15 protein-coding genes are annotated in these 13944 nt (G+C 49.6%); 8 read left to right on the forward strand and 7 right to left on the reverse strand.

The window, feature by feature from the left end; translation table 11 throughout:
• Window positions 1–48: 48 nt before the first annotated feature.
• Together rimM and trmD are read left to right on the forward strand one after the other, a co-directional pair.
• Window positions 49–579 (forward strand): ribosome maturation factor RimM, encoded by a 531-nt coding sequence (rimM, locus tag HMPREF0044_RS01545; RefSeq protein WP_006546340.1) that lies wholly within the window; start codon window positions 49–51, stop codon window positions 577–579.
• A 50-nt stretch (window positions 580–629) separates the two neighbouring features.
• Entirely contained in the window at window positions 630–1811 is a 1182-nt protein-coding gene (gene trmD / locus HMPREF0044_RS08050) for a tRNA (guanosine(37)-N1)-methyltransferase TrmD (protein WP_006546341.1), read from the forward strand.
• 151 nt (window positions 1812–1962) lie between these two features.
• On the opposite strand, the gene HMPREF0044_RS01555 is transcribed toward trmD, so the two are convergent.
• The 4 genes from HMPREF0044_RS01555 to rplS all read right to left on the reverse strand — a co-directional run bounded on the left by HMPREF0044_RS01555 (window position 1963) and on the right by rplS (window position 4247).
• The gene (locus tag HMPREF0044_RS01555; protein WP_040312678.1) at window positions 1963–2262 is read right to left on the reverse strand and encodes a DUF2469 domain-containing protein; all 300 of its coding nucleotides are present in this window, start codon (window positions 2260–2262) and stop codon (window positions 1963–1965) included.
• A 33-nt stretch (window positions 2263–2295) separates the two neighbouring features.
• Window positions 2296–2949 carry a ribonuclease HII gene (locus HMPREF0044_RS01560; protein ID WP_040312680.1) on the reverse strand — a complete coding sequence of 218 codons (654 nt, stop codon included), beginning with the start codon at window positions 2947–2949 and terminating at the stop codon, window positions 2296–2298.
• Between the two features lie 13 nt (window positions 2950–2962).
• Window positions 2963–3826: a signal peptidase I gene (gene lepB / locus HMPREF0044_RS01565; protein ID WP_006546344.1), complete on the reverse strand. Its 864-nt coding sequence runs from the start codon at window positions 3824–3826 to the stop codon at window positions 2963–2965.
• Window positions 3827–3899: 73 nt separating this feature from the next.
• Window positions 3900–4247, reverse strand: a complete 348-nt coding sequence (gene rplS / locus HMPREF0044_RS01570; protein WP_006546345.1) for a 50S ribosomal protein L19 — start codon at window positions 4245–4247, stop codon at window positions 3900–3902.
• A 374-nt stretch (window positions 4248–4621) separates the two neighbouring features.
• On the opposite strand from rplS, the gene HMPREF0044_RS01575 reads away from it, so the two are divergent.
• The 5 genes from HMPREF0044_RS01575 (at window position 4622) to HMPREF0044_RS01595 (ending at window position 8332) form a co-directional block, all read left to right on the forward strand.
• Window positions 4622–4975: a YraN family protein gene (locus tag HMPREF0044_RS01575; RefSeq protein ID WP_006546347.1), complete on the forward strand. Its 354-nt coding sequence runs from the start codon at window positions 4622–4624 to the stop codon at window positions 4973–4975.
• A 3-nt stretch (window positions 4976–4978) separates the two neighbouring features.
• On the forward strand, window positions 4979–6532 hold the full coding sequence (locus HMPREF0044_RS01580; RefSeq protein ID WP_006546348.1) for a YifB family Mg chelatase-like AAA ATPase: 1554 nt from the start codon (window positions 4979–4981) through the stop codon (window positions 6530–6532).
• The gene (locus tag HMPREF0044_RS01585) at window positions 6525–7733 is read left to right on the forward strand and encodes a DNA-processing protein DprA (RefSeq protein WP_006546349.1); all 1209 of its coding nucleotides are present in this window, start codon (window positions 6525–6527) and stop codon (window positions 7731–7733) included. Before HMPREF0044_RS01580 ends, HMPREF0044_RS01585 begins: the two co-directional genes overlap by 8 nt.
• 74 nt (window positions 7734–7807) lie before the next feature.
• The gene (locus HMPREF0044_RS01590; RefSeq protein ID WP_006546350.1) at window positions 7808–8125 is read left to right on the forward strand and encodes a DUF6442 family protein; all 318 of its coding nucleotides are present in this window, start codon (window positions 7808–7810) and stop codon (window positions 8123–8125) included.
• A gap of 39 nt (window positions 8126–8164) precedes the next feature.
• Window positions 8165–8332: a helix-turn-helix transcriptional regulator gene (locus HMPREF0044_RS01595; protein WP_211205070.1), complete on the forward strand. Its 168-nt coding sequence runs from the start codon at window positions 8165–8167 to the stop codon at window positions 8330–8332.
• Between the two features lie 88 nt (window positions 8333–8420).
• On the opposite strand, the gene HMPREF0044_RS01600 is transcribed toward HMPREF0044_RS01595, so the two are convergent.
• The 3 genes from HMPREF0044_RS01600 to HMPREF0044_RS07790 are packed head-to-tail and all read right to left on the reverse strand — an operon-like array spanning window position 8421 to window position 11998.
• Window positions 8421–10727: a YhgE/Pip family protein gene (locus HMPREF0044_RS01600; protein ID WP_084799311.1), complete on the reverse strand. Its 2307-nt coding sequence runs from the start codon at window positions 10725–10727 to the stop codon at window positions 8421–8423.
• Complete coding sequence (locus tag HMPREF0044_RS01605) at window positions 10612–11385, reverse strand: ATP-binding cassette domain-containing protein (RefSeq protein ID WP_006546353.1); 774 nt, start codon at window positions 11383–11385, stop codon at window positions 10612–10614. Before HMPREF0044_RS01605 ends, HMPREF0044_RS01600 begins: the two co-directional genes overlap by 116 nt.
• On the reverse strand, window positions 11369–11998 hold the full coding sequence (locus HMPREF0044_RS07790) for a TetR/AcrR family transcriptional regulator (protein ID WP_006546354.1): 630 nt from the start codon (window positions 11996–11998) through the stop codon (window positions 11369–11371). Before HMPREF0044_RS07790 ends, HMPREF0044_RS01605 begins: the two co-directional genes overlap by 17 nt.
• A gap of 236 nt (window positions 11999–12234) precedes the next feature.
• Here HMPREF0044_RS07790 and HMPREF0044_RS01615 point away from each other — a divergent pair, with 236 nt between their 5' ends.
• Window positions 12235–13944 (forward strand): ABC transporter ATP-binding protein/permease, encoded by a 1710-nt coding sequence (locus HMPREF0044_RS01615; protein WP_006546355.1) that lies wholly within the window; start codon window positions 12235–12237, stop codon window positions 13942–13944.

The following is a 13944-nucleotide window of genomic DNA, read 5'->3' on the forward strand; positions in this document are numbered from 1 at the left end:
TTACTATACTGTTACTGTACTTTCACTAAACCTAAAGGGAATATCACTGTGGACCTAACTGTTGCGGAAATCGGCGCAGCACACGCGCTGAAAGGCGAAGTGCTTCTTAACCTGCACACTGACGTACCAGAAGAACGCATTTACCCAGGCGCACAGTTCCGCACTGTCCCAGCCGGACGCGGTCCACTCACCGTTGATACGATTCGCGTACACAAGGGCCGCCTGGCAGTTCGCTTCGCAGGACATGCTGACCGCAACGCCGCTGAAGCCCTCCGCAGCACTAAACTTGTCATTGACTTTGATGAAGTAGAACTAGAAGAAGACGCCTGGTACGCTGACGAACTAATCGGTTTTAAAGCCTTGCATGTAAACGGAACCGAGCTGGGGGAAGTATCTGACCTGATTTTGGGAGATGCTCAGGACCTATTGGAAATCAAATACCAGGGTCGTAAAGTTTTAGTGCCTTTCGTAGAAGAGTTAGTACCAGTAATCGACGAAGAAGCTGAAACTGTTCTACTTGATCCACCGGGTGGACTATTCGACGAAGACTTCGTAACGACTGCTGCACCCGAGCAGTAACCAACTGATACTTACTAAAAACTGGCAACCAGTAAGGTATTTTAAACACTATGCGTTTTGACTTTATCTCCATCTTCCCGCAGTATTTCAACGCTTTGGAACTGTCTCTCATGGGTAAAGCCGTGCAGAATGGGCAGCTTTCCATCAACGTACATGACTTGCGTGACTGGACTGAAGATAAGCATCGCACAGTTGATGATGCTCCTTATGGTGGGGGCGCCGGCATGGTTATGCGCGCCGATATTTGGGGCAAGGCATTGGACTCAGTGATTGCTGGTTCAGGCCGCCGCGTTTTAGCTGTCCCAACGCCCTCGGGAATTCCTCTCACCCAAGCAGCTGCGCGTGAACTGGTGTCGGCTGACCAGATTATTTTTGCGTGCGGACGCTATGAGGGAATTGATTACCGCGTGGTGGAACACTACCGGAATGCCGGCGAAATTGAAGTTTTTGAGTATTCTATCGGTGACTACGTACTTAACGGTGGGGAAGTTGCTGCTCTGGTTTTAGTTGAAGCTGTGGCACGTTTGTTGGACGGCTTCATGTCTAACCCAGAATCTTTGGTGGAAGAATCCTTTGAAAATAACCTTTTAGAATACCCGGCTTTTACGCGTCCACTGCAGTGGCGCGAGCTGGAAGTACCTGAGGTTCTACGTACGGGTGACCACGGGCGGATTGAAGCTTGGCGTCGGGACTTGTCTTTGATGCGCACGGCAACGCGCCGCCCGGATATGGTTCGGGAACTTGATCCGCATCAGTTGAGCTTGAGCGATTTACAGAAGCTCGCCTACTACGGTTGGGTTTGGGCCGGTAGCGACCAGCCGGTTCTGCCCGGAGAAACACCTGATTTCGCGTGGACTGAGCTGGCAGTAGAATCTTCTGCCGTGGACCTGCAGATGGTTGCGAAAGACGGTCGGGTAGTGGCCGAGGGCGTCTGGGTGGAAGCCGCAGAGAATCCTCAGCTGGTTCCTAAACGAATGTTAGAAAGCCATCCGCTGGTAGTGAAACTCTGGGTGGATTCTAAATTTATGGGACGCGGTTTAGAAGGCGCGCTCTTAATGCATTTGCTAGAGGCATCCGCTCTAAAGGAGCGTAGCCTGGTGATTGCAGTTGATGCTGCCGATAAAGAGCTTACGAAGCTAGTGAAGTCCCTGGGCTTTAAGAAGCAGGGTCGTAAGTTTATCGAAGGCAGTGCTGGTAAAGAAAATCGTGCGGAAGTGTTTTTCCAACGGTAACTATTGAGGCGGTAACGCTTAGCCTAGCTTCTACCGTAGAAAACAAAAACTCACATGGCAACGTGCGCTGGCATATGAGTTTTGGGCTTTTTAATTAAAAACTCACATGGCAACGAGTAGTCGCATGTGAGTTTTTGCTTAAAGGGGGAAGTTAGGGGAGTTCCAAATCAGACTTGGCAATCTCTTCAATATTCACGTCCTTAAAAGACAAAACGTGAACATTTTTTACGAAACGGGAAGTCCGGTAAATATCCCACACCCAGGCATCGGTTAGGCGTAGTTCAAAGAAAACATCGTTACCAACAGGCTTAACCTGCACGTCCACCTGGTTACACAGGTAGAAACGACGTTCAGTTTCTACCACGTAGGTGAACAGATGCATAACATCGCGGTATTCGCGGAATAGGTCTAACTCAAGGTTATTCTCGTAGCCTTCAATATCCTGGCTCATCATATTCCCTTCTCTAAAACTCTCTAACAGCTATTAAACCAGTTTCCAACTGGTTCTATGCCACTGGCTCACGCCCAGACTGCGAATTGCCTCGCGGTGCGCTGCGGAGCCATAGCCTTTATTTTTCGCCCAACCATAACCAGGGTCAGGAAGTTCTTCCATCAGCTTATCCCGCGCAACCTTTGCCATTACCGAAGCTGCAGCAACCACGGAGCAAGACGCATCCGCTTTAACTTTCATAACCACCGGGGGTGCGCCCACAGCCTGGAAGCGTTCCACCAGAGGGGCAGTATCGAAACTAAATAAATCCTGCGGGGGAGTCAGCCAATCGTGCGAACCATCCAACAAGACCACGTCCGCAACCACCCCGGCTTCTTTAATATTCTCGAGGGCGCGAATTCCCGCTAACCGTAAAGCAGTGATGATTCCCAACTCATCAACCTCACGGTTAGACGCGTAGGTAACCGCCCAAGGATAAGCCCACTCCTGTGCTAAAGATACGAAATGCTCACGCTGTTTCAGACTCAAAGCTTTAGAATCTGTTAGTCCCAGGGGAGGCTCACCTAAGCCTGCAACGCAGGCGCCAACGCCCACTGGACCCGCTAACGCTCCCCGTCCGACCTCGTCAATGCCAATAACCGTGCCATACTGGGACGCAAGCTGCCGTTCAAACTCAGTATCCGCCAAGACCGCACCCCCATTATTCGTCGACGCGGCCAATAATCTCAGTAAAAGGAGAATGATTAGTAGGGTTCTTCCAATGCGCGTAAGGCCACATCACGCCCACAACTTTACCGACCACATCCTCAATATTGACCATACCGCCATTGACTGACTGATGCGCCCGAGAATCCGCTGAATTATTACGATTATCGCCCATTACCCACAGTTTGCCTTCCGGCACAGTCACCTCAAACGGAAGCAAACTATTATAAGAACCCGGTGCTAAATAAGGCTCAGAAACAGGCTTATCGTTAATCAAAACCTGATCCATATCATTACAACACTTCACCTTATCACCCGGTAAACCAATCACTCGTTTAACCAAGAATTGATCACCCGAAGCAGGACGCAACCCTAAGAACTCTAAAGTATTTGACGCATACTTTGAGAACCCCTGCTGCTCGGGAACCGGAGGCAACCATTTTTGAGCGTCATAAAAGACCACTACATCGCCGCGTTCAATATCCCACAGCGTCGGGGTAAGACGCGAAACCGCTACAGAATCCCCGATTTCTAAAGTATTCTTCATTGATCCCGAAGGAATCCAGAAAGCTTGGAAAAGGAAAGCACGAATCAGAGTGGAAAGCACTAAAGCAACGGCAATGATCACCGTGTATTCGGCAACAGTGTTAAGAATACGACGCGAAAGGGAAAGCTTCTTCTGGGCTTCGCGTGCTTCCGCACGCTTTTTAAATGGCATAGACATGGCACCCGCATTCAACGTCTTCATTTGGGAGGTAGATAGGGAATCAGGAGCAACGCGTTGAGGGGAATAACGACGACGTTCTTTGTCAGACCCCGCTTTGGGAATAGGTAGAGAACTAGTTTCGTCTTTATTCATCCGCATTTCCTTAAAATAATGGCTTCTAATATGATTTTAGCCCCGACCGGTGGCCGGGGCTAAAATATTACGCTCAGTTTTCGCGCAGTTCGCGAACCTTAGCTGCCTTGCCGTGACGATCACGCAGGTAGTAAAGCTTCGCACGACGTACGCGACCACGGGTCACAACCTCGATCTTTTCAACGGTTGGGGTGTGTACTGGGAAAGTACGTTCTACGCCAACGCCGAAAGATACCTTGCGAACGGTGTAGGTTTCACGAACGCCTTCGCCGTGACGGCGAATAACGATACCCTGGAACACCTGGATACGGGAACGGTTGCCTTCGGTAACCTTTACGTGAACCTTAACGGTGTCGCCAGCACGGAATACTGGAATATCATCGCGCAAAGAAGGTGCGTCAACAATATCGAGCTTCTGCATTTTATCTCCTCAACAGTCACGCCGCAGGTCACAACTGCCGGATTGGGTAAGGACTGACCTTACCGACATTCTTTTCTGAGAATCAGTTCATGCGGCCCCCTGCGGCAGGTGACGCTACTGTTCTCAACTGCTTTAGTTTGCCATATTTTCAACTCTTTTTCGAGTGTTTTCGCATTAGCTGTGGGTAACTCCACTCGCAAAACAAAAGAAAACATGGAATGTGAAAACACTCTGGTCTGTAAAGAATGTTAGCTGTGTGCACAAGGCACTTTCAAAGACGCAGTTATCCACAAGTTTAGACAGGGGGGTAGCTTCAGAAACAGGCTCTCTCCAAAGTAGAACTATCCATCTATTAAAAGACTTTGGAGTTTAAGATGAGCAGTAACAAACAACGGGTCGGGAAACTAGGTGAAGACCTGGCAGCCGAATACCTAGAATCCTTAGGCTGGAAAATCCTCGAACGAAACGTGACCTACAAAGGTGCTGAAATTGACATCATTGCTTTAGAAGATGACGTCGTAGTTTTTGTGGAAGTACGTACCCGCACCACTGATGACTGGGGAAGTGCATTAGAAAGTCTCACCCCAAAGAAACTCGCCTCCCTGCGTAGTGGGGTAGTTCGTTGGCTATTAAACCAAGATGAGTACTGTAAAGCCAGAATCGACATGGTTACAGTCAAACTCAATCACGGTAAAGCCACCCTCACCCTCTACCGAAGCATTGGCTGAACCATGCATACCAGTATCGTACGCACCCACGCCGTAGCCATCGTGGGAATGGAAGGTCGAATCATAGACGTGGAAACTCACGTTGCGCCTGGGCTAGTGGCATTCAACCTCGTAGGCTTACCAGATGCTGGAGTGAAAGAGTCGAAAGAGCGTGTTCGTGCTGCCCTGCAAACCTGCGGAATCAAATGGGTGGAACATCGCGTAACAGTAAACTTATCTCCGGCAGCGATTCCGAAAATGGGATCGGGCTTTGACCTGGCAATCGCTATGGGGATTCTGGCACTAAAAAACCTGATAAAGACCCCGCGGTTAGAAAGTACGGTTTTCGTAGGTGAACTTGGCTTAGATGGCTCTGTACAACCCGTTAGAGGAGTACTGCCGGCAGTATTAGAAGCCCGACGCCAAGGATTTATCAATATTGTTGTGCCTGCCCAACAAGCTAAAGAAGCTCAGCTAGTGCCGGGGATAAATGTGGTTCCCGTAGAGCATTTAGGGCAGCTGGTAGTGGCCTTTGGGGGTAAGCCACTACAGCAAAGTATTATGCTCAAGCGCCGTGTGGAAGTGGAATCACCAGAATCTGAACCGGTTTTAAATCATCCTAAAGATCTTAGTGATGTGAAAGGTCAAAACTTCGCGGTTGAGGCTATGGTTACCGCTGCAGCAGGTGGGCATCACCTACTTTTAGTGGGGGAACCAGGTTCTGGCAAGACTATGCTTGCGCAACGTTTACCGGGAATTTTGCCGCCCTTGGAAGCAGAAACTGCATTAGAAGTAACTGCCATTCAATCGGTAGCGGGGCGGATTCGCAACGCAACTGGTTTAGTTGCATACCCACCGTTAGAAGCACCCCATCACAGTGCGTCAATGGTAGCAATGGTGGGTGGCGGAACAGGATTACCGCAGCCAGGGGCAGTTTCGTTAGCTCATGGGGGAGTGCTGTTTTTGGATGAGGCTACTGAGTTTGCTCCGAAAGTTTTGGATGCTTTGCGACAGCCCCTGGAGCAGGGGGAGATTCACATTCATCGAGCGAAAGCGCAGCTAACTTTCCCAGCGCGGTTTCAGCTGATTTTGGCAACTAACCCCTGTCCATGTGGGTATGCGATTTCTCGGAAACATCAGTGTAATTGCAGTTCTTTACAAAGACGTCGGTACTTGAATCGGCTTTCTGGGCCGCTTTTAGATCGGTTGGATATTCAGATTCCAGTGGTTGCTCCGACAGTTCGAGAGCTTGATGAACCCACGGCATACACTTCTGAAACTGCTTTGCAGAAAGTGAAGTTAGCGCGTGAACTGGCGTGCGAGCGCTGGAAAAACCTGGGTATTTATACGAATGCGCAGCTTCCCAGCCAAGTTTTACGTAGTGCGGAAATGGGGTTGGAACCTGAGGTTTCTGATTTGGTGCGCACAGCTTTAAGTAAAGCAACTATGAGTTTGCGGGGTGTGGACCGGGCTTTAAGAGTGGCGCGTACAATCGCAGATTTGCGGGGTAGTGAGAGCGTAGGAGCCCAAGATTTTGGGAAAGCATTGCAGTATCGAACAGGAGTGAAGAATGTTTAAGGTCGATTATGGAAATCCGCTGCAGGTAGCTGCCATGTGGTCTAACTTAGTGGAGCCGGGTGATAACGCGGCAGGGCTCCTTACCGGCGTTTTGGGGCAGGCTAAGGGGCTGGAGTGGGTTTTAGAATCCGCGGATCCTAAAGAGCTTCCAAGCGAATTGGTTGCAGATACTGAGGGGCGGAAGTTGCCGTGGCGGCAGGCAATCCAGCGTTGGTTACCACGTGTTGCTGAAGCAAATATTGAACAGCAGTTTGAGTATTTGCAACGTTTGGGTGGCAGGTTAATGTATCCGCAGCACCCGGATTGGCCGGGGCAGCTTAATGATTTAGGTGAATATGCGCCTTTAGCTTTATGGATGCGGGGGAATTTTGAGCTTGCGCAACCGCGCGAGTGGGTTTCGCTTGTAGGAGCTAGGGCTTCAACGAACTTGGGTGATCAGCTGGCAGCTGAGCTGAGTTTTGATTTGGTGAACGCCGGCTTTGGGGTGGTTTCAGGTGGGGCATTTGGGATTGACACGGCAGCGCACCGTGGGGCACTTACGGTGGCAAGTCAGGTTAGTTCTGAGGCTTTGGCAACGATTGCATTTATGGCGGGTGGGGTGGGGCAACTTTACCCAGCATCTCAGTTGGATTTGTTTAATCGGTTGTTGGATGTGGGATTGGTGGTGTCTGAGGTTCCGCCGAGTTGGCGTCCGGCACGTTGGCGTTTTCTGTCGCGTAATCGTTTGATTGCTGCTTTTTCGGCTGCGACTGTGGTGGTTGAGGCGGGTGTGCGTTCGGGGGCGTTGGCGACGGCGCATCGGGCGTTAGAGCTGGGGCGTCCGGTGGGGGCGGTGCCGGGTCCGGTTACTTCGCAAATGTCTTTTGGGTGTCATCAGTTGATTCGTGAGTGCGGGGTAACTTTAGTTACTAATGCCCAGCAGGTGGGGGAGTTGTTTTTAGGGTTGGGAGCGGGTTTAACAGGGGGCGCATTGGCTTCCGAGGGCGTGCAGTCTGAACTTGTTTTTGTGTCAGATGATTTTAATAATCCGGTGCATGAGCGGGTGTGGTTGGCTTTGCCTAAGTATGGGGAGGCGACTTTTGTTTCGGTGGCGAAAGTGGCGGGGTTGAGTGTTTCGGAGGTTTCTGCGGCGGTGAGTGCTTTGTTGGTGGCGGGGAAAGTGGAGGTGTTTGGGGATAAGTGTCGCCGGATTTATTCCTAAACTCTTGCAAAGTGAACTTGGCAGGAGTATCTTAAGAATTGCCAAGTTTACTTTGCAAGAAAGGTGTGGTGAAAATGGACAAAGAAGCCATTTTGGCAGCCAGCCGAAAAGAAAATAAACAACGCGATTACGCAAAAATGGAAGTCAGTAGCTTAGCTCTTAAAGTCGGCGGATTCGTCGGTTTAGTAGTGACCACTGCATTATTTTTCTTCGAAGAGTACTACTTAGAGCAACCATTAAATTACGGGTATTCGCTAATAATCTTCTCAACCGCATTTGCTGCAATCCTCACGCGAGCATATCGAAAGAGGAGTTTCATTGACCTATTCTTGGCGGTAATTTGTGTACTTCCGTTAGTGCGTACCTTCCAACAATATCTTGGGCAGTTTTAGATGGAAGACAGCCTGCAACTAAAAAATAACCTACCCCAGGTGCGTAAAGAAAAAGGGCTTTCCCAACAAGAACTCGCTAAACTGGTCGGGGTTTCTCGGAATACGATTTCTTCCATCGAAACCGGACAATATTGTCCCACAGCTAAACTCGCACTGGTACTGTGCGTAGCTTTAGACCAAAAGTTTGAAGACCTCTTTTACTTTTAAAAATGCGCGTTGCCGGGTGGTTTTCAAAACCGCCCCGAAAACGTGCATTCTCATTCAGTTACCAGCCCTATTCAATTACCAGCGTTCATCAGCGAGGATGAACTGAGAAAGCATAGTCAGAAGTTGCTGCAGAAGTAACAAACTTCGGATGCAGGTCGTTCATCGTAAACAACTTCTTCTTATGAATCTTATGCATAATCAGTGGCAGAGTACCTAAGAAGATTAGGAACAAAATAGCTACTGACTGCCAGAAAATAGTCAGGTTACCACCAGAAATCGCCACGCGGAAAGCATCAACCGTGTAGCGCATTGGTGAAATCACGCCTAACACCTGATAGAAGGGTTCCAGTAAGGCTAGTGGGAAAGTGCCGCCTGAAGCTGGTAGCTGTAGCAATAGGAAGATAATGAAAATCGCACTCTGAGTAGAACCTAAGTAGAGGCGGAACAAGAATGCTAGAGATACGAAGGCTGCCGCAGTCACGATAAGTAGCACGATATATTCCACTGGATGTACTGGATTCATTCCTAAGGTTGGCCACAGCGCTAAGCCCATGATTAAAGATCCGCCAATGCCCATGAACATTGGGGTGGATAGGCCAGTCCAAGCTAGTTTCCACGCGGGAGCACGACCAGTGAGTGCGCGCCCTGGAAGAGTACGCAGTACCAAGAACATGGAAATTGCGGTAACCCACAGAGCGATAGTCAGGAAGAAAGGTGCTAAACCTCGGCCGTAGTACTCAGCAGAGTGGTAAACCTGCATCTCTACATCAACTGGAGAAGCCATAGTTTTCGCTAAAGCATTACGATTATCTTCGCTTAGCCCCGGAATCTTTGCAGCGCCATCAGCTAACTTCGTAGATAGTTCGTGTGTGCCCGCAGAGATTTGTGGCATGGCAGTATCTAGCTTCGCAATGCCATTTTGTAACTGCAGGAAACCGTTAATAGCCTTAGGAATATCTTGTAGTGAATCAGAACCAGCTTGCTGAAGTGGAGCCAATGCAGTGTGCAGGTTACTTACCGCATCAGTAGACATCTGCGCGCCAGTCTTAAAGTGCTGATTAGCTGACTGGATTTTGCCTTGTGCGGCTTCTAAAGAGTTGGCAGTATTTTCCAAGGAGTCTGCCATGGCTTTTAGCAACTGGGGGTTTAGTTCCAGCGCTAAAGTGGTAGAAATCTGCGCTTGGCGACGGATGTTCTTATCGATTTCCTTTTGATTCTTTTGCGCAGATTCAATATCAGCTACCAGGTTTTTGTACTCCGGATGGTCTTGCAGTGCAGTACCGTCAGCTAGGGTGAGCTTACCCAGTTCAGATGTAGCAGCAGTTGCCCCGCTTAGTGATTGATCAAGCTGGCGGGTAAGAGCTGTATCTTTCGTAGAGGTCAGCTCTGTATTGAGAGTAGCGAGTTCTAAGGCTTTTCCATGAGAGTTTTTTAGGTCTTCGCTGAGCCATTTCTTCAGCGGGTCAATGTTGAGTTTCAAGCTGGCAATGTCAGTTGCTTGAGATTCAGCTACACCTGCCAGTTCACTTACGCCGAGGTGAATTTCGTTGTGTGCTGACTGAAATTCGGGGCCTACTTGGTTCACGGCGTGAATATTAGTTTGTAGGGTAGTGAGTTTTTGCTGCAACGCGGTTAAATCGACATTGGTTAGGGCAGTGTTGATTTGGGAGATGCCAGAGGTAGTCAGTTTTTGTGCTTCGTCGAGTTTAGCGGCGCCTTCGGCAGCTTGGGTCATGCCAGTTTTAATCTCATCTAGGGAAATGAAGAGTGTGCGGAAGTAGGTTTCCGCAACTGCTTCGTCTAAGGCTTTCCCCAGGATTGATTCTGTTTGGGCAGTCATCATGCCGGCTACGAATCCGTTGGCATCGTCGCGGTAGAGGTTGAGTTTCGCGCGTTTGGCTTCGAGCGTGCCAGCACTGGTGAGGTCTTTTGAAAAGTCTTGCGGAATGTGAATGATCAGGTAGTATTCACCATCGCGCATGCCCTGTTGGGCGGCTTCTAAGTCGTTGCCGACGAAGTTCCATTTGAAGCCGGGGGTTTTCTTTAGATTATCTTCAACTTGTTTGCCGCCACTAACCAGGGTGTCTCCCATTTTTACTGGCACGTCTTGGTTTACGACGGCTACATCGAGGTTTTCGATTTTGGAGTATAGATCCCAGTTAGCGTGAAGGTAGACTGCCGAGTACAGCAGTGGCAATAGCAACATAAAGATTAGAGCGATGCGCGGTTTCCCTTGGAATCTTTTCAGTTCGCGCCAGAGTACGGATTTTTCTTTCATTTCAGTTTTCTTCTTTTTCTTCTGCTGCTTCGGTTGAATCGGCTGGTTCTGCCAGGGGGTCATTAATTTGTGGTGCGGATTCTTGTTGGGATAGTTCCGGGTTGGTGGCTTTTTCATATTCCCGAGGGTGTTGTTTGTTGCCTTCCAGATTGAGGAGCAACGTGCCTTGTGGGACAGCGCCGGCGTGGAAGCCAGAGACTATGATCGCCATTTCTTCGTGTTCCGCGATGTTTTGGAGGATGCGGTACAGCTCAGCTGCTTGAGTTGGTGTTAAGCCTTGGTCTGCGTCGTCGAGGATTGTAACTTTCGCGGGACGGAGTATCGCTAAGGCAACGGAAACCCAGCGTTGGGTGAGCAGGTCGTATTCGTTTAGCTGTGTATTGCGGTTTAGTTTCAGCCCGATTAGTTCTTCCAGCTCACTGAAGCGTTGTTTTGCTTTGCGTGGGGACATGTTGTCAATGAAAGCACGGTCGTAGATAGCTTCATTGATAGTGAGGCGGTCTTCGGCAGTGAGGTAGTTTCCAAGCTGTGCTACGGAAGTATGTTCTAAAACTTGTAGGGGGTGTTCTGTTGCGTCAATGCCGTTAATGGTGAGTTCGCCTTCTAAGCCGTTGAACCGGCCAGTGAGTGCTAAGAGTAAACTCGATTTTCCACTGCTTTGCTCACCGCTGATGAGGCAGAGTTTTCCAGTGGGGATGCTGAGGCTGAGTGGGCCAAAGACTGGTCTGGTTTTTCCGGCTAGGGTCAGAGCTTTTGCGTTAATTAGCGTTTTCATTTTTAAGGTCTTTCAGTGAGCGCATGAAGATTGCTGCTAGTGAGTTGCTGAAGTATTCAGCGGTAAGTGAAGTTAGTGTGGCAGCTTCTAAGGTGGCTGAGTTGATGATTTGTAGTGCTGAGAAAACGATGATGCGCCGTCGGGTTGGAGTTACGTGGGTGAGTAGTTCGTTTGTATCGCAGATTTCGAGGGCGAGGTTGAGGTAGAACTCCATGAAAGCCTGGTAGGCGTCTCTAGCTTCTGAATCGTTTACAGCTAGTAGGCGGAACTGGGCGATGAGAACCTGCCAGGGGAGTAGTTCTACGGAGCGTTCTTGCAATAGGTTACTGAGTTGTTGGGCAGTTGCTTCTGCGGGTTGTTTTGTCTGCAGAATACGAATCATTTCTGGAACGAAAGTTACCTCGGTGACTTTGAGGTGTTCCATTAGTACCTCAGTGAAGAGTTGTGGTTTGGAGCCGAAGTTAGAGTAGAGGGCTCCTTTGGTGTAGCCAGCTTTAGCGGCGATGCGGGCGATGCGGGCATCGTGGTAGCCGAAAGAGAGGAATTCGTGTGCGGCGGTTTCTAAGATGCCGGCTTTAACTTCTTTACGGGGTGGGCGTGATAGTTTAACCATTTCAAATCCAATACCAAGAGTATTCAATACCGTTGGTATCGAGTTTACTCTAGTGAGGGAATGGTTTCAATAAATAACTTCAATATGTGGCTGGAGTTAAATCTGGGACCTACGTATTTAACGACAAGCTGTCATAATGCTATGCTTGAGATGGAATTAGGTAAGGCTAGGCTTACCTATTTACAATATGCGTAACGCCCTCGAAAAAATGCGCGGGCGAAAAGTAGGACCCAAAGATGAAGAAACCTAAGAAACTCGCAGTAATCTCACCGGTCGGCAAGCGTGACACACGCCTGGTAATGCTCGGTCGCATCGGCTACGGGATTGGTGTAGCCCTCACCCTCTTAACCTTGGCGCAAATCCTGGGCGCACAACCCATCACCAAACCAAGTGTCACCCAAACCATTCTGATTGCTGTGGGCATCACCCTGGCATTCACTGCCTCTTTCTTTGAACTCTGGTACGGCGGACACGCCGCCCGCAAAGAAGAAAAACGCATCCGCCACAATCTCTTAGGACGCCTCTTCGCCCAACAAAAAGCCCTATCACTAAAAGCCGAAGGCGAAAGTGAACACACCAACGACGGGCAACTCATCGCCATGCTCACCGACAATACTGAGCGCGTCGTAGAGTTCCGTCAGGTCTACTTTGGCTCCACTCTGGCCGCTATCGCAATCCCCTTCCTCACCCTGCTATACGTTGTCATTGCCATTGACTGGCTCACCGGGCTGGTCCTCATCCTCATGGTTCCAGTAATTCCATTCGGCGTACGTGGATTCATGAAACTCTTCGCAAAAACCTCTGCGAACTCTCGGAAACAACGCGGAAAACTAGCTGCCCGCTACCTTGACGCCATTCGAAACCTAGTGCTAATTCGCCTCCACGGAGCAGCTGAACGGATTGAAGAAGAACTCAAAGAACAAGGCGAAACCAACCGTAAAGCCATCATGAAACTATTGGCTGGCAACCAGGTAGTAATCATCGTCCTCGACGGACTTTTCAGCCTCTGCCTAATCGTCGTAGCCTGCGCCATGAGCTACTACCGTTACCAAGCCGAGGCAATCGACCTAACCGCAGTATTCTCAATCATTTTCCTCTCCTTCCTGCTTCTGGAACCACTCAACCAAATCGCCGGATTCTTCTACATCGGCATGGGTGGCATGGCCAGCGAAAAGAGCATCCGCAAGTACCTAGAAGAAACCAAAACCACTGCAACCACGCAGCAACACGAAGCAACTACAATCACACCAGACGCGGAACTTGTCATCCAAGCGCGTGACCTGCACTTTGACTACGGACGCGGCCCAGTTCTCAAAGGTATCAACCTAGATGTGCCAAAGGGCAAGAAAATCGCTATCGTAGGGCGTTCCGGTGGAGGTAAATCCACCCTGCTGAAACTCTTCAAAGGTAGCCTCCCGCTACAAGACGGCACCCTCTACGTCTGTGGTGAAAACGTTGCAACCAGTGAAACCTTTGCACAAAATATTGCTTTCGTAGCGCAGAAAACCTGGCTCTTCACCGGTAACATCCGCGACAACCTGCTGCTGGCAAAACCAGATGCAACTGATGCAGAAATCTGGGAAGCCTTAGAAAAAGCTAACCTCGCCGCAGAAATCCGGAACATGGGCGGCGAACTAGATGCCTCTGTAGGTGAACAAGGGGCGTTGATTTCCGGAGGACAAGCACAGCGTCTCTCCTTAGCACGTGCCTTCCTCTCAGGTCGTAAACTCCTGATTCTAGATGAACCAACTGCACAAGTAGATATTGATTCAGAAGCAAAACTAATCGAAGCCATCAGTAAAATCGACGATGCTTACACGGTAGTTGTAGTAACCCATCGCCTGGCACTACTGAAACTAGCAGACGCTACTTTCACCCTCGAAAACGGGGTAATCGATAGCTACGCCCCACACACTCAGGAAGAAAACGAAAAGGCAGGGCACTGA

Source organism: Gleimia coleocanis DSM 15436 (assembly GCF_000159015.1).
Classification (GTDB): domain Bacteria; phylum Actinomycetota; class Actinomycetes; order Actinomycetales; family Actinomycetaceae; genus Gleimia; species Gleimia coleocanis.